Raw genomic sequence first — 20766 nt, forward strand, 5'->3', positions numbered from 1 at the left:
TCCTGGACGGTCTTCTACGGTCGCCACGGGGTGGACCGCCACGCGCCTGCCGCTACTTATCGGGCGGGGGTTCGGCACCTTCCCGTGCCCGGCGTCGGTGCCATGGCTGTCTTTCGCGTGTGGTCGGCTGAGCGGGCGAATCGGCGGTTCGGGACCGGGGTCTCGACGCGGTTGACCGGGTGCTCCACGGCGTCTCCGTCGGATGCTCGGATGGCGCGGAGTGTGCCGCCCACGATGTTCGGCACGCGTCCGGCGGGGTGTGCTCCGCGGCCGGTCGACTCGCTGGGTCGCCTTCGACGGTCGCATCGGTGTCGCGTGGTGGCTGTGCCTGCTCGCTCGAACAAGCTGTCCACGGTGTCGGACCGGGGGCGGCGGGATCGATCAGAGCGGTGCAAAACCTGTCGAGCCCTGTCGGCGCTGAGGGTTCGGCCGAATCGGGGACCTCCTGACCATCCGGTTCGGCCGGGCGGCCGGTGATCCTGTGTCGTGGATGTGCGCGGTCGAGGTGGTCGGGTACAGGTTCGTGGAGGGCCGACAGGTCGCCGTTGTCGTTCCCGAGGAAGGCGACGAAGGCTTCTTCGATATGTGGGTAGGACTGTTTCCAGCGATCGAGCGTCCGTACTCGGGGTGTGGGTGTGTCGTCCGGGTCCGTTTCACGTGCGTCGGGATCTTCGATGTTCGTGTCGAAGACGACGATGGCGCCCTCGACGTCGGTGATGACGTAGCCGTGGGCATTGGTGCCGTCGTCGACGACGATGACGGCGGTGTCGGCGCCGTCCAGTCTGTTCTCGACGGCTGCGACGATCGGTGCCAGGAGATCATCGGTATGCGCTGTCAGCTCGACCTTGGTCAGCTGTGCCGCGATGGCAGTTTCCAATGTGCGCCAGTCATTTCTACCCGCTGGGGCTTCGCGTGCATGCTTGCTTCCCAGCGCCGACACCACTCGGGCGACCCGGGCGACGCAATCGTTCCTTTGCCGAACCGCATCGCGGGCGGTCCCGGTGTGGTCGCTCGGTCCGCCTTCCGGCCGGTCGCCCGCTCGCGCCGGTACGGCGGTGTCGATGAGGCCGCGTTCTGCCGGCATGGGGCGGACGTCGCGTTCGGGGCCGCGCACGATTTCGACGACCTCATCGAGGTCGACCTCTTCGTGGCGGTCGGGCTGCCGGTCGGCGTCGGCGAGCGGTTGCTGGTCGACCACGTTGCGTCGGCCGTCGTCGTATCGCCCGCGCTCGCAGTCAACGGGCGCCGAGCCGATCCTGCGGTCGGGCTGACGGCGATCCACCGCGACGAGGGTCTCGCCTCGGCCCGCGGTGATCTGCGCGACATTGGCCAGTGCCTCGGTGGGTAGTCCGGTCGCCGGGTCGTAGTGCAGATAACCCTGATGCACGGACTCGACACCGGCGAAGTCCGGCGAGTCCGGAAACTCGGCGCCGATTCGTCTGCCGCCGAACTTCTCGGAAGCAGGATCCATGCCGAGGCCGAGTCGCCAGTGGATGCGGCTCCACGGGCCGGGCTGGTCCGCACCGAACATGGTCACCAGATCACGCCACGAGGCGGCGACGAAGACGTTTTCCGCGCCGATGCCGAACTCCGCGGCATTGCGCAACGGGCCTGCCCCAGGCGAGCCCGAGAGGGTGATCGATGCGACCAGCCCCGCCAGCCTGCCGTACCTACCCGCATAGCATGTGGTGACCGAGCCGTAGCTGTGCCCGTAGATCCGGTTGCGCAGACGATCCGGGTCGGCGGTTCCGGCGAACTGTCTGGTGGCGTGGAACGCCGCGATATCGCTCAGCAGCAGATCGCCGCCCTTTTCCGCGCGGCTGTGGAAGGAGGCCTTCAGGTAACCGGTGTTCGCGGTCCCGGTCGGCGCGTCGTACCCGATCCAGATGATCGACGCCAGCTCCAGCGATGGATCCACCCGCAGCGTCTCTTCATACAGGTTGCGCAGCGGCTTGAACTGGTAGGCCAGCGAGCGCGACGTCGTATTTGTGCCCGGCACATGCCAGTTCACCGTGTGTGCGGTGTCCACGTTGCCGAGTGCGACCACGGCCTTCCCGTCGCCGTTGAAGGCGGCCGAGTCGTAGGACAAGACGTGCACGGGCGGGCTGCCCGGTACCTCCCTTGCCTGCTGGTCCAACTGTGCCAAGTGATTTCGAGTATGGATCAGGTTGCCGAACTGCTTCGACTCAGCCGCTGTGAGTTCGGTGCGGAACCAGTCGAGGATTCGTCCGTCGGGTGGCCGGCGGGCGTTGAAAGCCCCCAGATCGCGGCTGATCGACAGCCGGTTCGCCCGGTCGCGGATCACCGCGGGAATGCCGTCGGCATTGCCGATCTGGTGCGGGAATACCTGGATCAGCGCCTGCTGAGCGGCGCTCGGCTGACCCGGGTTGGCGGGGTCGCTCAGCGAATGCCACCACTGGGCGTTCTCAAATGCGCGGCGCGTCGCGGCGTCCGCGATATAGGTGTCGCCGCGACGCTGCAACGTATCCGCGTCGGCGAAGCCACCCGTATGTAGGGCCGCGTCGGCCAACTGCCGCTGTTCGTCGGTGAAGCCGACGTCCCGAGGCAGTGCGCGCCCCAGATACGTCGGGCGGCCATCCACCTGGACTGGATCGGACGATTGCTCGTCGCCGTCGCTATTGGTGGGCGATCCGGTGATTCTGTGTGGTGGGTGTGCTCGGTGTTCGTGGGCGGGGTGTGGTTGATGGAGAGCACCGAGGGTGCCGTTGTCGTCTTTGAAGTAGGCGACGAAGGCTTGTTCTATGTGGTGGTAGGTGGGTTGCCATTTGTTGTCGCCGTTTTCGTCTCCGTCGTAGCTACGCACGCGGGGGCTTGTGCCCTCGATGAGGGTGTCGAAGACAATGAGGTTGCCGTCGACGTTGGTGATGATGTAGCCGTGGGCGTCGGTGCCGTCGTCGACGACGATGACGGCGGTGTCGGCGCCGTTTTGATTGGTGCGGACGTTGTCAGCGATGGTGGCAAGGGGGTCGGTGCCGCCGGTTGTGGTGGGGTGGTGGTCGATCGCGGTGAGTTGGGCGTGGATGTTGGTTTCGATGACGCGCCAGTTGTCCTCGGCCTGCCAGGCGGGGTCGTTTTCGTCGGGTTCGGGTGTGTTGTCGTTGCCGAGTGCTCGTAGCGTGCGGGTGAGCTGGACGGCGCAGTCCTCGATACGCCGGGCCGCCGATCGAGGGCTCGGAAGTGCATCGGTCGCCGCGGCATGGCCTTCCCGCGCATCCTGCGGCACCGTGTCCAGGTCGTCGATCGGCCGCTCTTCGAGGTCGTACGGTGTCTGTGGATGCTTGACGGGGTCGACGTGTCCGGCGGGGGTGTTGTGTTCGGTGCCGGTGTTGTGTCCGCCGGAGGTGCTGTGCCCGATGGGGCTGTCTGGGCCGACGGGTGCGGTGTTGTGTGTGGCGCTCGGCGGTATCTGTGGCGCTCGAGGTGGATGTTGTTGTGGCTGTTCGACATTGGATTCTGCTGGCAAGGCGGGAAGAGCGGGGGTGTCCGGGCCGCTGGTGTGGTCGGTGCGGAAGTGAGCCTGCTGGTGTTGTGCCGCCGCCACCTCCTGCAGTGGCTCGACCAGTGAACGAAGGGTGTCTTCGGTATGGACGAGCCGCGCCTGGGTCTCGCTGGTCGGCTGGGCATGGTGTTCGGCGGAGGCTTCCCTGTACTGGATGACGGCGTACTTAACCAGCGGGTTGTCGGAGAGAGCGTAGAGGTCGTCGCCGGATGAGGTGTAGTACCGGACGCTGCCTGGATCACCGTTGCGGGCGGCGCGGTTCTCGGCCTGGATGTCGATATCGCGGGACAGCGCCGAGCGGCCGGTGACAGCGACGTGCAGGCCGCCGAGTTCGCGGGTGGTCGCGTTGATCGGGATGTCGACGCCGCGGGCGCCTTGCATATTGATGATCAGGACCTTGCCCCGTTCGCCCGCCGCGTCGAAGATCTGCTGTAGATCATCCTCGGCGCGGGTGCCGTGCTGGAGGAACCACTTCGCGTCCACTGCGACATGATCGACTTCGACCAGCTTCGACAGCGCGGCGACGATGTCGTTGCGGTCGCACAGGATCAGCTGTGGACGGCCTGTCTCCTGCATTGTCGCGATGTCCGTGGCGAGGTTCTGCAACTTCGCGGCCTCGTCCGGCGAGACCGTGTCCGCCATGACCTCGAGCCGCGACTCCGTGAAGCGGTCGATCTTGATCACCTCGCCCAACCCGTAGCGGTTCTGCAGCGTCGCGGCCGAGCCTTCGGCCGTGCCGGAGGCGCCGGTGACGAAGTTGTAATTCTCCCGGCCGAACAGTCGCTGCGCCGTAATGGATTTCGAAGTGTTGGGGTCGTTGCGGATCTCTAGTCCGTGCTCGGCCTCGATCGCCTGCGCCATGCCGCCGTTCCACCGGCTCTCGGTGGAGGTCTCTGGGTCGAACATCACCTTGTGGGTGGTCTGGTCGATGATGAATATTTTCTTGTGGCCGTTGATTTCGTACACCACGTAGTGCACGTTCTCGACGTATTCCCACCGTGCCGATGCCGCCATGTCGAGCCGCTGCAGTTCGTTGGCGTCCGGGGCGCGTTTCAGTAGTGCTTCCAGCTTCGCTCGACCGGCGTCGGTCAACATCGCCCGCCCGCCGCGCTGGTTGGGTTCCCGCCCGAAATCGGCCTCTGTCAGCAGGCCGCGGTCGAGGCTCTCGACCAAGAAGTCGCGGGCATCGGTGACCTGGGCCACGGTCTCGGGCTCCGCCAGCTGACCGGCGCCGTCGGACAGGATGTACCGAGTGTCGGCGTGGACGAGCGCCTCGTCGATCTCGTCGATCGCGGCGCGGCGACCCGGCACCCAATTCTCCCGCAGTGCAGCGAAACCCACATCCTGTTGGGTGCCGATGTAGATCGTCGGCCTGCCCTCTGCCGGTGGCGGGGGTGCGTGGTCGGGGTTCATCCGCACCACATCGAAGCCGACTCTGCTCAAAACCGTGTGGTAGCGGGTGAGTTCGCGGTTGGCGAGATTATCGCGGGTGGTGATCACCTGAACCGCGCCGTGCTCCACCGCGTCGCGGGCCGCGTGTGCGAGGAACACCAGCGACTTGCCCTCCCCGGCATCCATATCGACCGGGCCGTCCCGCATCGCGATCAGCGCGGCGACCTGCGTCCACCGCAGTACTTTGTCCTCGCCGCGACGAATCACCTCGATCAGTGCGGCCGTCGCGTCGGCGGGATCGCCGACCAGCATCTCCATCAGCTTTTCGTCGGAGGCATTCACCAGTCGTTGCTCCTCCGGCACGTCCTGCCCCGAGCGAGCCTCGTAGTCCTGGAGCGCCTCCTCGGCGGCACGACGCACCGCATCGCCTGCCGAAAGGGGCGCTTCGCGCTCATCCGACGCGGTGTCGGGCTGATCGTCGGGTAGCGGCTTCCCCTCGTGCGCCGCGTCAGCCGCGTCTTCACCGTCGGATTCCGGCTCCGATCGTGTCGTCGGTTCTTCCGGTGGTTTCCCGGACATGTCGACCGACGTGGTCCGATCGGTCTCTGGTCTGCCGCTCTGTTCCGCGGAGTTGTCGGGCGACAGCGGCCGCTCGGAGCCAGGTCCAGCGGGCTCCGAGGCGGCTGCGGTCTCATCCAGAGAGCTGGAATGCGGTGCACTCGACCGTGTTTCGGCAGCGGCAAGTGGCTCGGACACTGGTTTCGTAGCAAAGTCGGCAGGCGGCGTCGCGACAACCTCCGGCTCAGCGGTGTTGCCACTGTTGGGTTCGGCGCTGGAGATCTCGGAGTCGATTCGAGGGACGAAACCGTTGCCTTTCGCCGACACCGTTTGCGGCGGTCGCGCCGCCGCACTGTCCACGGAAACCTGCGCCGGTCCGTTGGCGGCACCGGACTTCCCGCCAACCGCGGCGTGCGTTGGTTCGCCGAGGGTGCCCGCTGGCACGTCGGCTGTGGGTGCCTTCCCTTGGAGGAGCAGGGTGTGCTGTGAGTCGAGCAGTTTTTGCTGGTGGGCGGGGGGAGGGTTGTCCGGGTCGTAGTCGTGGGTGACGATGCCGTGTTGCGCGAGGGCGTCGGTGAGGTCGCGGGTGCCGGCGGGCGCGTCGGGCGTCGCAGCCACCGGGGAAGTTGGCGTAGCAGCGTGGATGTGGCGGGCGGCGTGGCTGGCGGCGCCGAGGAATCCGCTGGTGACTGCCGGGAGCAGCCCCTCGGTGAAGGTCTCGCGGGTGAATTTCTCACCGGAAAGCAAGACCGCGACACCGGTGCCCGCGACACCGCCCGCGAGCCCGCCCGCGGCGCCGACCAACGCCGTGCCGCCGATCTGGAACGCCACCCGCCCGGCGGTACTACCGGCACGTTCGGCCAAGGAGACGGTCGCAGGAACGATCCAGCGGCGTCCGAGCCATTGGCCGAAAACCGCGCCGCTCGCGCCACCGACACCACCCGCGGCCGTTGCGATGCCTGCGGACTTCAGGTCCATCGATTCGCGGTTGTCGTCGGCGATCTGCTTCAGCTGGACCGCTGCGTTGATGCCGCCACCTTGGAGCACGCCGATGATCGCCGCATTGCGGGCCAGTACCAGGGTGCTGCGTTCGGCTGCATACTTCGCGCCTTGCCCGGCGAGGTATTCCAGGAGTTTCCGGCGAGCGATCTGCAGCGCGGTTTCCGTCCGTGCCTTAGCCAAGTACGCTTCGATCGCGCCGCCCGCGGCGAACATGATCGCGGCGTGCGTCAGGGTCCAAGCCAGGATCACCGCAAAGCCGATGACTGTCCATTTCTGCAGCTCGAGATTATTCGCGCCGTCGTACAGCTGTTCGGCCAGCTGGTCGTTGTAGTCGGCCTGGCTGCGGAAACTCTCGGCCAACTGCTTGTAACCGTCCTCGATCGCATCACCCGTGCGACCTCGGATGGTGGTGTGCCGCTGCGCTGCTTTGACGTCCATGTACGTCGCTTGGCCGCGGCACCATTCGGCTTTGTCCGACCAGTAATCGCCGTCGCGACGCATCCGGTCTTCGTCGGCGACCGGGAAGTGGCCCACCACACACTCCATCACTGGGGTGGGCAGCCATGGCGGCAAATGCAGAGTCATCCGTATTCCGAACCCGTCAACCTGCGTTCGTCGAGTGCATCTGTGCCCATGCCACCATCCACCGAATTACCACTGCGGAATCCTCCGACGGCAAGCACGTTCCCGACCGATAGACATGTTGTCGCCCAGGTCGGGAGTGCGCTGATCGTGGCGCAGCAGGGGTCAATCCGCTGAATTCTGGTCGCCTCGGAGGAAGGCGCGGATATCGTGGAGGCTCGGGGTCTCCGGCATGATGTCGGGGAGGTCCGGCATGTCGTCCAGATCGGCGGCGACAGGGGCGGCGATGGCTTCGTTGTGTTCACGGGCGCGGACAGCCGCTTCCCGCACAGCTTCGACGATGAAACGAGCGAGCTCGCCCGGTGTTTTCCGCATTGCGGACGCGGTCAGCGTCAGGTCGGTCAGCACGCCGCTGGCGTCGACGATAACCTCCACCGACTGATCCGGTGAACTCGCCTGCAGGCGATAGGCTTCCAGCTGCCGGTAGACCTCGGTCAGCCGAGGTTTTTGCGCCTCGTAGGCGTCGAGGAGATGCTCGACCTGGTTGCGCAACCCGCTGTTGGCCGACCGCAAGCCTTCTCGCTTCCATCGGTCCATGCAGGCTTCCTTCCTGGACCCACGTGGCGCGAATCCGGATTCGGTTACACCGCAGGCTGCTCAGCATATCCGCAGCTCGGAGTCGGTTGAAGTGTCATGACACCGCCCGCGGCCTCCGCAGCGCGCGTCCGGCCGCGCCGTAGTCACCAGCAAGCGGTGCAACGCCTTCGCCGGGCCACTTGCCTTGTCGCCGTGCAGCTCGACGGTGGCGAACCCTTCGGCCAGTGCCCGCCCGGGAGACAGCACGCCGCAGTCGAAGCAGGCTCTGCTGAGCTGGGATCGCCAGCGCTTGTAGCCGCCGACCACACGCCCGAGGGGGTCACCCGCGGCGCCGCTCACCCGCAGGTACTCGGTGATCAGCGCGCGCTGCACCTCTCGCCGCGCCCGGACCCCACCGAGGAGGTCGAGCACATGACCGAACTCGAGCAGCATCGTCGCGTACATCGGCCGCGCCCAGAGCGCGTTGTCTGTCGAGCGTGCTGTCGCCCTCGTACGCCTGGACAGCAGGCCGGGGTCCGCCGCGCCTGCGCGGTCGAGGACGATCCACGGTTCCGGAGACTGCGACGGTGTGGCTTCCGACGACCCCGAGGAATGTGCCGGGGCACGGTTCTCGACCCGCGACAGGGAGCCGTCACCGGCTGCGATCTCGATGCCGCGCAGAACGATCGTGTGCTTCGTGAGCACAGTGTCTACGGCGTCGGCTATCTCCTGCACCGTGTGCGCGGTCATACCTGCCGTTTCGAATCCGACGATCTCGAGGCCCTGCCGGGCCGCCATTTCCTGCGCGATCCGGATAGCCTCGTCGTCGGTGGTCTGCGGTGGCCAGGCCGCCGCTGGCTCCGGACGCCGGGATATGGTGCGGCCCTTTTCTTTCGCGGGGGTCACGGGGCCCTGTGGACGGCCGGTGGGTCGCGGCGGGGAGACCCGTGGTGGCATTCCCCTTTCCGCGGGCCTCGCTGTGCTCGGTGCCTTCGACCACGGCGTGCCCGATGAATTCTGCAGCCGGGGAGCGTCGTCCGACGGCGCGGCGGAAGTCGTGCGAGCGATTTGGGTTCCCGTATTCGTCGGCGGCGCTGTCCTGCCACGTCCTACCGGAGTGGTTGGGGCCGAGACGGTGGGGGCGGAGGTGGTCGGCTGGGACTGCCCTTCGTTCAGGCGGGTGTTGGAGTCGTAGCCAGGAGAAGCTGGATCGGCCGGTAGATCCGGCTGTCGCTGCGCTGCGCGCTGCTGGCTGGTATCGGTGCCGGGATCCGCCGTCGGGCCTGCGTTCTGTCGCCCGGTGTTGTCGGCCGTCGGTTCACCGGCGGTTGGCGGCGATCCGATGGGTTGCTGTGCGGGATCTTCGATCGGGCTCGGGGAACCGGTCGAGCGGGGGTAGGCCGATCCGCTCGGGTCCATGCTCGCGAGGTCGCCGCCGGTCGAATGCGCGCGGTTGACATCGAGCCCGCCGTCGCGATCCTGATTCTCGAATGCGTCGTTGGCGCCCCGGATGTCGGAACCTATCGCGCGGAGGTTCGCCGCGAGGTTCTCGAAACCCTCCATGCCCTGCTCCGCGCCGGGCACATACGTTTGGGCGAAGGTCTTGCCGGGTTCGTCGTCGCCCCAGCACTCCCCTTCGCGGGCGAGGTCGGCGTTCAACTCCGCCGCCATCCGTGCAGTCTCCTCGGCGAGCTGGTGCAATTCCAATGCTGACGCGTGCAACTCGTCGGTATCGATCCACAACGGCTGACCCATACGATCTCCCTCCGGAACACCCGCCGGTTCCGCGGCGCCGACCATGGCCCGCCCGGTCCGGCTGAACAGCGCGCGCTTGTAACGCAGCGCGGCGCCACCACCGAGCCGGGTGCCTTTCGGCACCGAGCAGCCATAGCCAATGTGGTCAGCAAGCTTTCACTTGTGGTGATCTTGGCTGCTTCTGCCATCGTGGCCAGGTCCACGCCGTACAACTGAACAGGGCGCGGGAACTGGGTCTCTGCTCCTGCCCACTGTCGGTCCTCCCGCGCGACACAAACGCACATTGTCAACAAGTGTGGTTTCAGACTGTATTCTCTTCACATCAGTTGATGATTTGATTGCACCACGCCTGGTCTGGCCTGTCAACGGTCGTCAAGCGATAATGGTTCGAAGGCATTCCAGTTGACGGGAAGGCGACCGGTGGACGAAACGGGCTCAACGTTGGCGTCGAGATTGACCCATCTGTTCGACGTCGTGCGCAGGCCGGACGGTCGCGAGTTCAGCAACGAGGAGGTCGCCACCGCGATCGCCCGCCAGCAGGGGGTGCGATTGTCCGGCTCGTATGTCTGGTACTTGCGTACCGGTCAACGAGACAATCCGACCTTTCGGCACTTGAGCGCGCTGGCTCGATTCTTCGGGGTTCCCCCTGCGTACTTCTTCGATGAAGAGACCAGTCGCGAGGTCGACGCCGAGTTGGGTCTGCTGGCTGCTATGCGGGACGCGGGTGTGCGTGATGTGGCGCTGCGGGCGGCGGGCCTGTCTGCCGAGAGTCTGGCGGCGGTCACTGACGTGATCAACCGTTTCCGCCGCTTGGAGCGACTGCCCGCAGGCCCGTCCGGCGACCGGTAGCGCGCGAAGAACCTCGACTGCCATGCGGACTACAGATTTGCGGAAGCGCTGCGAGAGGCGAATCGACGTGCTCGGGCTACCGGTTCGTTTCGGTATCGGCGAGGTGCGCGAGCGTTTGGCGAGTCATGTGGGCAGACGGATCGAACTGATCCCGATGGCCTTGCCGCCGGCGAGCCCACTCGGGCTGCTGATCACCGACGAACACGGGCATTCCGTCATCTACGAGGAGTCCGCTAGTCCGATTCACCGCCAGCAGATCATCTTTCACGAATTCGCGCATCTGCTCCTCGGCCACACGGGTCAGCCGATCGGCGAAGATCGACGGAACTGCGTGTTCGTGCACATCGCCCATGAGATCCAGGGACAGGTTCTCGCCAGGTCCTGCGGATCGACCGAGCAGGAGACCGAGGCGGAGATGACGGCGACGTTGCTCCTGCGGCGCGCGCACCGGTCGAGCCAGCCGGTCACCATCGCCGCCGATCCGGCGATCGCCGACATAGTCCGCCGCTTGGATAACTCACTGTGACCCCCGACCCGATTCTCCTCATCTTGCTCACGGCGTTCGCTTGCGTCACTGTCCTGGCCATCAAGGCTCGCGACATCATGCGGGATCCGGACAACGGGATGCACCGTGCGAGTGCGCTTTTCACTGGTGCGATCCTGGCGACGATGATGCTCTGGCTCGAATCCGATGCCATCGACCACCACACCCGTATTCCGACAATCGGCGTCATGCTCAGTGACGTCACAGCGATGCTCGCGGTGTGCGCGAGCCAGATATGGTTTGTGTACCTCACGACACCGGCCGAGATCGCGCGCCGTAGGTCGCCGCTGTGCTGTGCGGGATTCGTTGTCGTCGTCGCCGCAGTCGTCTCGCTGTTCGCCGCCTTCCCGCCGGCGTCCCCGAACGGTGCTCGGTATCGGTATCTGTTCATCTGCTACGTCGGTGTCAGCGCCGTTGCGGCGGTCGTGTTCGGGTTTCGCTACGCCGTGCTCACTGCGAAGCCATGGCTACGCATCGGATTCCGGGTTATCGCGATAGGCGGCATCGCCGTGATCGCGCGCCTTGCCTTCCTCGGTTACGTGCTCGTCGCAGCCGATCTCGGCCACACACCCCAGCCGATGTACGCGACCGTCGATGGGCTACTCACTGTAACGGGACTGCTCATCCTCATCGCAGGGATGGCGCTGCCCTCTGGCGGTGAGCTCCTCGGGTCGCTGCTCCACGCTTACCGATGCCACCGCGCCGAACGACAACTCATTGAGCTGAGCGGGCACCTGACATCCGCCACCGGAACGGCGAGCGCTGTGCCCCTCCCCATCGGCCGTGAATGGAATCCTTTACGGGACGCCGAATTTCGGCTCTGTCGCCGGGTTGTCGACATTCGGGATGCTCAACTGGCGTTGCGCGGGCATGCCGATCCACGGGCGCGACAACTCGCCGCCGAACGCTCCGACGCGCTCGGCCTGCCGGACCACGAGCGCGGCCCGATGATCGAGGCGGCCGTCATCGCGGCCGCGATCCGGGCGAAGCGGGCAGGCATACCACCCCAACACAACACGACGATGACCCTGTTCGCGCAACACGGTGGCGCTGACACGCTGCTCGACGAGGCCAGATGGCTCGGACATGTCAGCCGCGCACTGCGATCCTTCGAGATCGCACGCCCCGAAACGCTGAGGTCCAGCTGCCGCGATCGAGCCTGTACTGTCGACGGCACCTCTCCTTGTCGAGCTGCCACTATTCGCCGCGCAGCCTGCGGTGGTACTTCTCCCTGAGCTTCGGGTCGGCCTGCGCGTACGCCGTTGTCGCCCCGGTGAATCGGGCCACCACGAGCTGGGCGCGGTAGGGCAGCAGCTGTGTGGACTTGATGATCGCGGTCAGCCTGCGCGGCACCGTCACCAGCGGACGTGGCCGGAGAACCGTGCCGACGATCGCCCGTGCGACGTCCTCCGGGTCCACCGTGGTCAGCGGCGTGATCCACTTCGGCATGTTGGCGCCCGCGGACAGCTCGGTGCGCACGATGCCCGGCAGCACTGCCGAGACCCGCACGCCGTGTTCCTTCAGCTCCAGATGCAGCGCCGAGGTGAATCCCACCACCGCGTGCTTGGTCGCGGAGTAGGTCGCAAGGCCGGGTAAGCCTTGCGTGCCCGCCAGCGACGCGATATTGACGAGGTGGCCGCTGCCACGCGCCAGGAAGCGCGTGATCGCCAGCCGTGAACCGGTCAAGACGCCGCGCAGGTTGATGTCGATGATGCGGTCGGTCATCGCCTCGTCCTCGTCGGCGAACAGACCGGTCGGCATGATGCCCGCGTTGTTCACCAGTACGTCCACCAAGCCGAGCTCATGCTCAACCGCGTCGAGGAAGGTGGCGAACGAGTCGCGGTCGGTGACGTTCAGGGGCAGGCCTATCACCTTCGCGTCCGGATCGGCGCCGAACTCCGCCGCCGTTTTGGCGACCAGCTCGATATCGATGTCACCGATCGCGACGGCCGCACCCGCGGCGAGGAACGCCTCTGCGGTGGCCCGGCCGATACCGCGAGCCCCACCCGTGATGGCCACGACCTTGCCTGCGAGCACGGCGCCACCCTGGGTTGTTGTTGTCATCTCGTCGGCCTTCCGGAGTAGCGGTCAGAGTCCATGAACGATGGTTCTCTTCATGATCTCGTCGGCGCTGCCGTAGTTCTCCCGAATTCGGAAATCCGTGTGGTTCCGCCGGAGCCGGGAAATAGGCGCGCCGCCATCCAGAAGTCCGGACGACGGCGCCGTTGTGCCAGGAGTATGCCGTCAGCCCACGGTACTGCCCGCCATCTGGCGCTCGCGCTTGGCGGCTTCGCGGGCGAGCATGCGATCGCGCTGCTCCTCGAACTTGAGCACATCGCCGGCCAACTTCTCGAGGAAGAGGCCGAGCCGCTCGCGGACAGCTTCACCGCGGGCGGTGAAGTCGGTGCGCTCGAAGATGTCCCACTTCTTCAGCACCGGCTGGACGACCTCCTCCAGGTGCTGGCGCAGGTCGTAGATGCCGTGCTTGGCCATCAGCACGCCATTGCGGCGGAAGTTGGGCATCCCCGCGCCGGGCATCTGGAAGTTCTCCAGGATCAGAGTGATCGCTTCGATAGCTTGGTCGGGAGACAGGTCGAGGGCGGCGCCGCACATGTTGCGGTAGAAGATCATGTGCAGGTTCTCGTCGGCGGCGACGCGCTGCAACATGCGGTCGGCGATCGGATCGTCGCAGACCTTGCCGGTATTGCGGTGACTGACGCGGGTGGCCAGCTCCTGGAACGTGACATACGCGACCGAGTGCAGGAATCCGGCATCGGCGTCGGCGGGGGAGGCGAAGCCGTTCGTCATATGGATCATCCGGGCTTCTTCGAGCGCGACCGGGTCGACACCACGGGTGACGACGAGGTAGTCCCGCATGACGATGCCGTGTCGGTTCTCCTCGGCTGTCCAACGGCCCACCCAGGTGCCCCACGCGCCGTCCTGGGAGAAGTTCTCGGCGATCTCCCGGTGGTAGGACGGCAAATTGTCCTCGGTGAGCAGGTTGGTGATCATGGCCGCCTTCGCGACCTCATTCAGCCGGGACTGGTCCGGATCCCAATCGATGCCCCCGAGTGCGGAGAAATTGCGGCCTTCGTCCCACGGGACGTAGTCGTGCGGATGCCATTCCTTTGCCAAGGAGAAGTGCCGGTTGACGTTTTCTTCGGCAACCGGCTCCAACTCCGTCAGAAGCTCGAGTTGAGTCAGATCCCTTGCCATGTATGAACCCTTCAGTGTGTGCGTCCGGTCTTACAGGTCATCCCCACGGTAGACCGATGCCGATGCGGCCATACCTTACGGCACCGTAGGTGTGATGCGAAACGCATCCGTTAGTCAATTGATGCCCTGGTGATGCACGTCATGCGCTGTTACTGGCGTTCTGCGATCCTCACGAGTGTATGGGTTCGGGCCGCCGCGAGGGGACTATCGCCACGGACCGAAGCGGTGTTAGCCCGACATGTCGCATCCCATAGTGCCGGAACGCACAGATGTACGGCCGTCGCGCCGACGAGGACGAAACGCGCGCTCGGGCGCGTCATGGCTTTCCGCGGAACACGCTATCCAGCACTTTCCGGGCATGCCGCCCACGTTTTCGGCCAGCGCCCACGCCCTAGAGCTCTGGCCGCTGCCGTCATTCTTGCCGCCCCTGCCGCAGACCCGGCCCGATCCGGCCGGCCGCGTACCAGGTCTGCGGCGTGCCGTGCCGCTGCCTCCGTTTTATGTGCTCGCCAGGTAGGAGAGCAGATGAACGGGGCATGGTCGGCGCCGGGATCGCGATCAGATCGTTGCCTCGGTCCGTCGATGGCTCAGAGCGCGTTGACCACCGTGCCGTCGTCGTTACCGAAGCCGTTTATCGATGATCGTCCAGCCGACCGAAGAGTCCGATCTGATCGATATAGACCGCGCACTCGCCTTCGATCAGGTCGCCGTCCTATCGCGGCGCGCCGACCAACCAGGTTGCGGCTTACCGCCGGGCCCGCAGCCGCCGAGCAGGGTGGGCAGGTCGCCCTGGAGAGATCTGGTCGACGCCGAGCTTCTCGGCGATTCAGGGCAGTGATCACGGAGAGCGAATCGTCGAAGGAAGTCATCAGGAGGGATGGCCTGGGTACTGCCGACCTTGTGCTCACAGCAGGGAAAACCCGAGTGGAATGTGCTGTGCCTTATTCGCGCGGTGAGCACCTCTCCGTGGTGACCTCTCACCGAAAATAAGGGTCGGGCGCCCGGGAAACCCCGGGCGCCCGACGAGTGCCCCCAGTAGGGCTCGAACCTACGACCTGCGGATTAAAAGTCCGTAGCTCTACCAACTGAGCTATAGGGGCGCGGAGAAACAGTGTAGTGCGATCGGTGCCCGATGCCCCAATCGGGGGAGTTGATGTCGGTAGGTGCGGTCGACTGGGGTGTGATGAGTGTCCGGTCGACGCCGTGGTCGGTGACGATCGTCTGCCGCCGTGAGCGGTGCTGTGCCGGGGTAACGCGGGGCGCGCGGGCGACGATGCAGGCGGTAAACATTTGCCACCCAGCTTTGTTCATCGTGCCCGGGTCTGGATATCATCCAATCATGTTGGCTAGCAATGTGTTTGGATTTTATGGAAGTGGGGGCCCTCGACGCGGGGTGGCTCGCGGGGCGGGTTGGCGAGCGAGGCGCCCTCGGTGGCCGGTCGGTCGGCTGGCCGATCAGCTCGGGTGAACATCACTGGGCCGCTGGCGAATTCGCGCAGCCGTGGGACGAGGGTTTCATGTTGCCAAATATTTGCCGTTACTGAAAGCGGAGCGGGATGGCTGCTTGACTCGTCGTTTTGCCGCGTGTCGGACCGGGTTTCCGGGTACGGTGACGCCTTGGTGAATTCCGGAAGAATCGCCGACTCGCTCGGTGATGCGGAATTCGGCTTATCGTTGGTGTGCCCGAAGGTGCTGCGGTCGGTCCGGCCGATTGCGGCTCGGTGGAACTCGATGCCGCAGGAGGAGGCAGGTCCGAGACGAAGAAATGCCCGGGTGCGCACCCCCTGCGGCGCGCCCGGGCAGGAAAACTATACCAGCTGGTGTGTTTCAGGTTTTTCGCAAGTTTTCGTACCGAAAGTTTGAAACTGGGCGAAAACCCGGTTTGAAGTATTGATAAAAACTCATAACTTCGCGCCAAGGGTCTGTTCCTTTTGGGGGTGGCTGCTTGGCGGCGAGTAGGCTTCGGAGGCGTTTCGAGCATGGCACGGCAGCAAGAGCGGGCCCGCCGGACACGCGCGGCGATTATCAGATCCGCCGCCGTTGAGTTCGGGAAGAGCGGCTATGCCGCTGCATCGCTCAACCGCATATTGGAAGGGTCGCGTGCCACCAAGGGCGCCATGTACTTCCATTTCGATTCCAAGGAAGACCTCGCGCGCGCGGTGCTGGAGACCGCCGTGGAACGCTACCGTGCCTCCGCCGAGCGTTGGCTTGCGCGAGCGGATCTCACTCCGCTGGACATCCTGCACGGGATGGTCGACGAGATCGCGTTGCGGCTCGAGCACGACATCATCGTGCAGGCCGAGCATCGGCTGATCATCGAGCCGGATTTCTACCGCGACGTCCAAGCGGGCGGCGGACGCATCGTCGGCCGCACGACGAGGGTGCTCACCGTGCGCGCCATCGACCACGGGCAGCTGCGCGCCGACGCCGATCCCGACCGGTTCACCCGCACACTTGCCGCCGCACTGGCCGGCCAGCGGTACATGGTCGACCTGATCAGTGGTCCGGTCGATCTGCGGTCGCGGTTCGAGGAAGCGCTCGAGGTGGTGATCGAGGCGATGGCGACCTCGGAGTGGCTGGCGAATTTCCGCAGTGACGGCTGGCGTACCCAAGCCCGCCTGGAGGAGCTCAGTTTGGGGCTCTGACCAGCCGGTTTGGGGATCCGGTCCGGTCTGTCATAAGCTATCCCAGCTCCCAACGGACAGCCGTTGAAAGCCGGTCCGGAGAAATCCGGGGCGAGCCCCCTTCGTCTAGCGGCCTAGGACGCCGCCCTTTCAAGGCGGTAGCGCGGGTTCGAATCCCGTAGGGGGTACGATTTTCGGATCGTTGGTAGCAGAGCATGGCCCTGTGGCGCAGTTGGTTAGCGCGCCGCCCTGTCACGGCGGAGGTCGCGGGTTCGAGTCCCGTCAGGGTCGCAAGCAAGCGCCGGAGCAATCCGGCGTTTCGCGTATGGCATTCACTTCGGGTGCCTGCGGCCAGGTAGCTCAGTTGGTACGAGCGTCCGCCTGAAAAGCGGAAGGTCGCCGGTTCGATCCCGGCCCTGGCCACTCGATCCCCCTGACAGATAGCCCGGTCGGGGGGATTTTTTCATGCCATACCCGTGAGCAGACAACCATGACCGACGACTCCGACCTCCGGACACGGCCGGTCGGATAGTTATGTGCCGTAGCGGGGCTGAAACCGTTCTCAGGAGTGGCGGACCCCATCGCGATGCACGATTCTTCGTGGTTGTGTGCTCGGTCGCCTCGCAGCAGGTGGGTAGGCTGGCGCCGCCATGCCGACCCTTCTCCTCGCGCTCGCGGGTCTCGCCTTTCTCGACTCGCTCGACGTCCTGCTCGTCGGCGTCACCACGGTCGTCGTCTTCGACAGCAGGCTGAGCCGCCGCTCGCCGCTGGTCGGTGGACTGAGTTTCCTGGCCGGGGTCTTCGCCGTCACCACCGCGTTCGGGCTCTGCACTGTGTTGGGAATCGGCTTTCTGACCGATCTGGTGGACCTCGAGATCACCCCGACGGTGCGGTATCGGTGTGAACTCGGTCTCGGCGCGGTGCTGATCGCCCTCGCGAGCATTCGAATGACCGGCCGAACGTCGGCCCCGGAATGGGCGACGCCTATGCGACGGCAACCGTGGGCGCTCGCGTTGATCGGCGTGGCGATCGGTATCGCGCAGGCGCCGACGGCGGTTCCTTATCTGGCCGGGCTGGCGATGCTCTCCGCGCGGAATCCATTGCCGACGCTGTGGCCGCTGATCGTGGTCGCCTATTGTGCGCTCGCATTGCTGCCGCCGGTGGTGATTCTCGCCTTCGCCGTGCGGGGCACGACCCGGGCTCGGCGCGTCTATCGAAAAGTCGTTCGCGTTCTTGCGGCATATGGCCCGAAATCGGTGCGCGTTCTGTTCGTCCTCTTCGGGGCCGTTCTGGTTTGCGACGCGGCCATCCATTACTCGAGTCTTTGGTAAGTCCGCGGGAATTCCGATCGTCGCGTCGGCACCCGATGAAAGGAAAATGTGAAGCGGGAGCGGTGTCCGGTGGGATGCTGGAAGTATGGCTGAGCGCTGGTATTACTGCTTGAAGCACAATCGGGCCGAGCAAGGACGGCAGTGCTGGTTCCGCGATCGAATGGGGCCGTATCCGGACCAGGCGACGGCCGAGCGGGCTCTGGAGATCGCGCACGCGCGCAACGAGCGGGAGGATGCCCGGGATCGCGCCTGGCGGGACGGCGACTAGGTGGTGCTGCTGTCTGCCGCAATGGATCTCACGTCCGTGCGCTACTCCACCACGTGAATTCGGCGCGCTGAGGCGGTCTCGGCGGATGCTGTCGTCCCGCCGGGCCCGGGGCGCACGGGATGTTCCCCGGCGCGGTGAAGTTGATCTTGAGCCGCAGGTCGGCGCACCGAAGGGCGTCCCGCGCGGTGCGGCCGCTCAGCTCGCGGTCAGGTGCATCAAGTACGGTTCTCCAGAAATCAGACGAATGCTCGATGGTCCTGGCGTGGGCTTCGAGCGGAAACCAGGATCAGCAGGGAGGGCGACCCTTGAGGGTTACCGTTGTTGTGCCGACCTACAACGAGCGGGAGAATCTGCCGGTTGCGGTGGAGCGGCTGACCGCGCTGCCGGTGCCCGACCTGCACGTGCTGGTGGTGGACGACAGTTCGCCGGACGGCACCGGCGAGGTGGCGGACAAGCTGGCCGTTGAGCTGCCGAACGTGGTCGGCGTGCTGCACCGGACCGAGAAGGATGGGCTCGGGCGCGCGTACATCGCAGGCATCACCCGGGCGCTGGACGACGGCGCGGACGTGGTCATCCAGATGGACGCCGACCTGTCGCATCCAGCCGATGTGATCCCGGCGATGCTGGAAAAGCTGCGAACCACGGACGCGGGCGTCGTGCTCGGCTCACGCTACGTGCCCGGCGGCTCGACCGCCGCCGATTGGAAGTGGTATCGCAAGGCGCTCTCGGCCTGGGCCAACTTCTACGTGAACCTGATCCTGCGCCTCGGCGTCAACGACGCCACCGCGGGCTTCAAGGCGTGGAAGGCCGACACCCTGCGCGCCATCGATGTCGCCTCGATCCGCAGTAACGGATACTCCTTCCAGGTCGAGATGAACTACCGCACGATCAAGAAGAAGATCTCGATCGCGGAGGTCCCGATCCGGTTCGAGGAGCGCACCCTCGGTGCGTCCAAGATGAGCCTCAAGGTGCAGTTGGAGTCGGCGCTGATGCCATGGAAGCTCCTGTTCGGACGCGCGGTCTGAGCGCGACGCCAGGGCCACGCATCCGCCGGATCGGTGCCCCGGCCGTTTCGGGTAAGTGGATCTCCCTGGCGATCACTTCGGCCAATCCAGCAGCGCGTCGATGAACAGCTGCCGCACGCTCGCCACCTTGGCGTCCAGGTCGCGCGGATCCCATTCACCCACGTCGATGGGATCGAGGATCGCGACGTCCACGGTCCCGGGACGGGCGACCATCGCGTTGCGCCAACTGATCTCACCCGCGTTGCGAATCACGACCGGGATCACCGGCACCCCGGCCTGGATCGCAATGTGGAACGCGCCCTTCTTGAAGGGGCCGACCTCAGGGGTGTAGGAGCGAGTTCCCTCGGGTGACACCGCGATCGACAGCCCGCCGCGCAGGGTCTCCACCACCGGACGCAGTGCCGCCTTGGCTTGCGCGGTGTTCGACCGATCGATGAACGTCACCCCCACGAACCGCATGAGCGGCCCGAACACCGGATTCTTGGTGAGCTCCTTCTTCCCGATGCCGGTCACGCCACCACCGAGCACCTCGGGAACGATGATGATGTCGAATTGGCTCTGGTGATTGAACAGGAACACCGCGGGGCGTGGCGATTTCGCGTTCTCGGCGCCGGTCACCCGGACCTCGACGCCCGCGATGCGCAGTGTGTTGCGCGCCGCGTGCGCCATCAGCGCGTCAGCCATCTGCTGGCGGTCCTTGGTGGGCGATTTCGCCGCTACACCGAACAACGCGCCGCCGAAGAGTCCGGCGAATGCCGCGGCGGTGCGGGCGTAGTCGCTCGCCCGCGGCTCGCGGCGCGGCCGGAACGACAACCGCGTCCAGTGCCGCCGGTCGGCGATCTCGGCCAGCGGTCCTTCGGCATTGACCGCCACCGGATGACCGACCAACGACAACAACGGCAGGTCGGCGGCCCCGTGGGCGTAGGCGTAGCTGAGTGCGAGGTCCACCTCGTGCGCGGCGGCGAACTCGCGGAGTGCTTCGGCTTTGCCATTGCGCCACAGCGTCTTCCCGTCGGGGTATCCGGTGAGAACGCCGTCACGGGCGGCCATCGGCGTGTACAGCACGTGCTCGATGCCGAGCTGCTCCGCCGTGGGCGTCACCTGGAACCGGGTCAGGGAGCTGACCAGCACAACCGTGTGGCCGGCAGCTCGGTGAGTGCGGATCAGCCGCCACGCTTCGGGATACAGGTGCCCGTATACGGTGCGCTGGAACAGTTTCGTGCCCAGCTGGTCCAGCTCCTGCTCGGACCTTCCTGCCAACTCCTGCTCGAGGTGGTGGAGGTACCGGCGATACTCGCCGTCGGTCATACCGTTGCGGATACCCCCGACCAGCACGTTCGCGAGGTCACGGCGACGCAGTGGCCTGCGCACAGGTCGCCGCTGGTCGAACCCATCGACGATCGTGCCGCCGAAGTCGAAAACCGCGGCTACGGCGGGGCCCTGTGGCCCGGAGCGGATCGCGGAGATCGCGGCGTCGAGGTCGGCGCGCTCGTCGGTCATCGAACCTGCGTTGTCACCGCGGTG

General features: G+C 65.9%; 13 protein-coding genes and 4 tRNA genes. 10 read left to right on the forward strand and 7 right to left on the reverse strand.

The window, feature by feature from the left end; genetic code table 11:
* Positions 1 to 52: 52 nt before the first annotated feature.
* The 3 genes from OH799_RS27630 to OH799_RS27640 all read right to left on the reverse strand — a co-directional run bounded on the left by OH799_RS27630 (position 53) and on the right by OH799_RS27640 (position 9508).
* A complete protein-coding gene (locus tag OH799_RS27630) occupies positions 53 to 7057 on the reverse strand; it encodes an alpha/beta hydrolase (RefSeq protein ID WP_406269862.1) in 7005 nt (2334 codons plus the stop codon).
* A gap of 162 nt (positions 7058 to 7219) precedes the next feature.
* Entirely contained in the window at positions 7220 to 7651 is a 432-nt protein-coding gene (locus OH799_RS27635; RefSeq protein WP_406269865.1) for a YbaB/EbfC family nucleoid-associated protein, read from the reverse strand.
* 60 nt (positions 7652 to 7711) lie between these two features.
* On the reverse strand, positions 7712 to 9508 hold the full coding sequence (locus tag OH799_RS27640; protein WP_406269868.1) for a hypothetical protein: 1797 nt from the start codon (positions 9506 to 9508) through the stop codon (positions 7712 to 7714).
* A gap of 297 nt (positions 9509 to 9805) precedes the next feature.
* Here OH799_RS27640 and OH799_RS27645 point away from each other — a divergent pair, with 297 nt between their 5' ends.
* The 3 genes from OH799_RS27645 to OH799_RS27655 are packed head-to-tail and all read left to right on the forward strand — an operon-like array spanning position 9806 to position 12013.
* Entirely contained in the window at positions 9806 to 10234 is a 429-nt protein-coding gene (locus OH799_RS27645; RefSeq protein ID WP_357263107.1) for an XRE family transcriptional regulator, read from the forward strand.
* A gap of 22 nt (positions 10235 to 10256) precedes the next feature.
* Positions 10257 to 10760 carry a hypothetical protein gene (locus OH799_RS27650; protein WP_406269871.1) on the forward strand — a complete coding sequence of 168 codons (504 nt, stop codon included), beginning with the start codon at positions 10257 to 10259 and terminating at the stop codon, positions 10758 to 10760.
* A complete protein-coding gene (locus OH799_RS27655) occupies positions 10757 to 12013 on the forward strand; it encodes an MAB_1171c family putative transporter (protein WP_406269874.1) in 1257 nt (418 codons plus the stop codon). Before OH799_RS27650 ends, OH799_RS27655 begins: the two co-directional genes overlap by 4 nt.
* Here the strand turns inward: OH799_RS27655 and OH799_RS27660 are convergent.
* The 3 genes from OH799_RS27660 to OH799_RS27670 form a co-directional block, all read right to left on the reverse strand.
* Entirely contained in the window at positions 11976 to 12842 is an 867-nt protein-coding gene (locus OH799_RS27660) for an SDR family oxidoreductase (protein ID WP_406269877.1), read from the reverse strand. The two genes, OH799_RS27655 and OH799_RS27660, sit on opposite strands and share 38 nt — an antisense overlap.
* A gap of 180 nt (positions 12843 to 13022) precedes the next feature.
* Positions 13023 to 13994 carry an acyl-ACP desaturase gene (locus OH799_RS27665; protein ID WP_357263118.1) on the reverse strand — a complete coding sequence of 324 codons (972 nt, stop codon included), beginning with the start codon at positions 13992 to 13994 and terminating at the stop codon, positions 13023 to 13025.
* Between the two features lie 1027 nt (positions 13995 to 15021).
* Positions 15022 to 15094, reverse strand: a tRNA-Lys gene (locus OH799_RS27670).
* 879 nt (positions 15095 to 15973) lie between these two features.
* On the opposite strand from OH799_RS27670, the gene OH799_RS27675 reads away from it, so the two are divergent.
* The 7 genes from OH799_RS27675 (at position 15974) to OH799_RS27705 (ending at position 19242) form a co-directional block, all read left to right on the forward strand.
* On the forward strand, positions 15974 to 16639 hold the full coding sequence (locus tag OH799_RS27675) for a TetR family transcriptional regulator (protein WP_406269880.1): 666 nt from the start codon (positions 15974 to 15976) through the stop codon (positions 16637 to 16639).
* 94 nt (positions 16640 to 16733) lie between these two features.
* A tRNA-Glu gene (locus OH799_RS27680) sits at positions 16734 to 16806 on the forward strand.
* A gap of 29 nt (positions 16807 to 16835) precedes the next feature.
* Positions 16836 to 16909 (forward strand) — tRNA-Asp (locus OH799_RS27685).
* 58 nt (positions 16910 to 16967) lie between these two features.
* Positions 16968 to 17041, forward strand: a tRNA-Phe gene (locus tag OH799_RS27690).
* Between the two features lie 227 nt (positions 17042 to 17268).
* Positions 17269 to 17949 (forward strand): GAP family protein, encoded by a 681-nt coding sequence (locus OH799_RS27695; protein WP_406269883.1) that lies wholly within the window; start codon positions 17269 to 17271, stop codon positions 17947 to 17949.
* Between the two features lie 85 nt (positions 17950 to 18034).
* Complete coding sequence (locus OH799_RS27700; protein ID WP_357263132.1) at positions 18035 to 18217, forward strand: hypothetical protein; 183 nt, start codon at positions 18035 to 18037, stop codon at positions 18215 to 18217.
* 251 nt (positions 18218 to 18468) lie between these two features.
* A complete protein-coding gene (locus OH799_RS27705) occupies positions 18469 to 19242 on the forward strand; it encodes a polyprenol monophosphomannose synthase (RefSeq protein ID WP_406269887.1) in 774 nt (257 codons plus the stop codon).
* A gap of 72 nt (positions 19243 to 19314) precedes the next feature.
* Here OH799_RS27705 and OH799_RS27710 read toward each other — a convergent pair whose 3' ends face one another.
* A complete protein-coding gene (locus tag OH799_RS27710) occupies positions 19315 to 20742 on the reverse strand; it encodes an HAD-IB family hydrolase (protein ID WP_406269890.1) in 1428 nt (475 codons plus the stop codon).
* Positions 20743 to 20766 lie beyond the last annotated feature (24 nt).

The organism is Nocardia sp. NBC_00881, assembly GCF_045207455.1.
In the GTDB taxonomy this organism is placed as follows: Bacteria; Actinomycetota; Actinomycetes; order Mycobacteriales; family Mycobacteriaceae; genus Nocardia.

Excerpts from the sequence above, each read along its gene's own strand:
- OH799_RS27630 (WP_406269862.1), bottom strand. The coding sequence starts at position 7,057 with ATGACTCTGCATTTGCCGCCATGGCTGCCCACCCCAGTGATGGAGTGT.
- OH799_RS27635 (WP_406269865.1), bottom strand. The coding sequence starts at position 7,651 with ATGGACCGATGGAAGCGAGAAGGCTTGCGGTCGGCCAACAGCGGGTTG.
- OH799_RS27650 (WP_406269871.1), top strand. The coding sequence starts at position 10,257 with ATGCGGACTACAGATTTGCGGAAGCGCTGCGAGAGGCGAATCGACGTG.
- OH799_RS27660 (WP_406269877.1), bottom strand. The coding sequence starts at position 12,842 with ATGACAACAACAACCCAGGGTGGCGCCGTGCTCGCAGGCAAGGTCGTG.
- OH799_RS27665 (WP_357263118.1), bottom strand. The coding sequence starts at position 13,994 with ATGGCAAGGGATCTGACTCAACTCGAGCTTCTGACGGAGTTGGAGCCG.
- OH799_RS27675 (WP_406269880.1), top strand. The coding sequence starts at position 15,974 with ATGGCACGGCAGCAAGAGCGGGCCCGCCGGACACGCGCGGCGATTATC.
- OH799_RS27695 (WP_406269883.1), top strand. The coding sequence starts at position 17,269 with ATGCCGACCCTTCTCCTCGCGCTCGCGGGTCTCGCCTTTCTCGACTCG.
- OH799_RS27700 (WP_357263132.1), top strand. The coding sequence starts at position 18,035 with ATGGCTGAGCGCTGGTATTACTGCTTGAAGCACAATCGGGCCGAGCAA.
- OH799_RS27705 (WP_406269887.1), top strand. The coding sequence starts at position 18,469 with ATGGTCCTGGCGTGGGCTTCGAGCGGAAACCAGGATCAGCAGGGAGGG.
- OH799_RS27710 (WP_406269890.1), bottom strand. The coding sequence starts at position 20,742 with ATGACCGACGAGCGCGCCGACCTCGACGCCGCGATCTCCGCGATCCGC.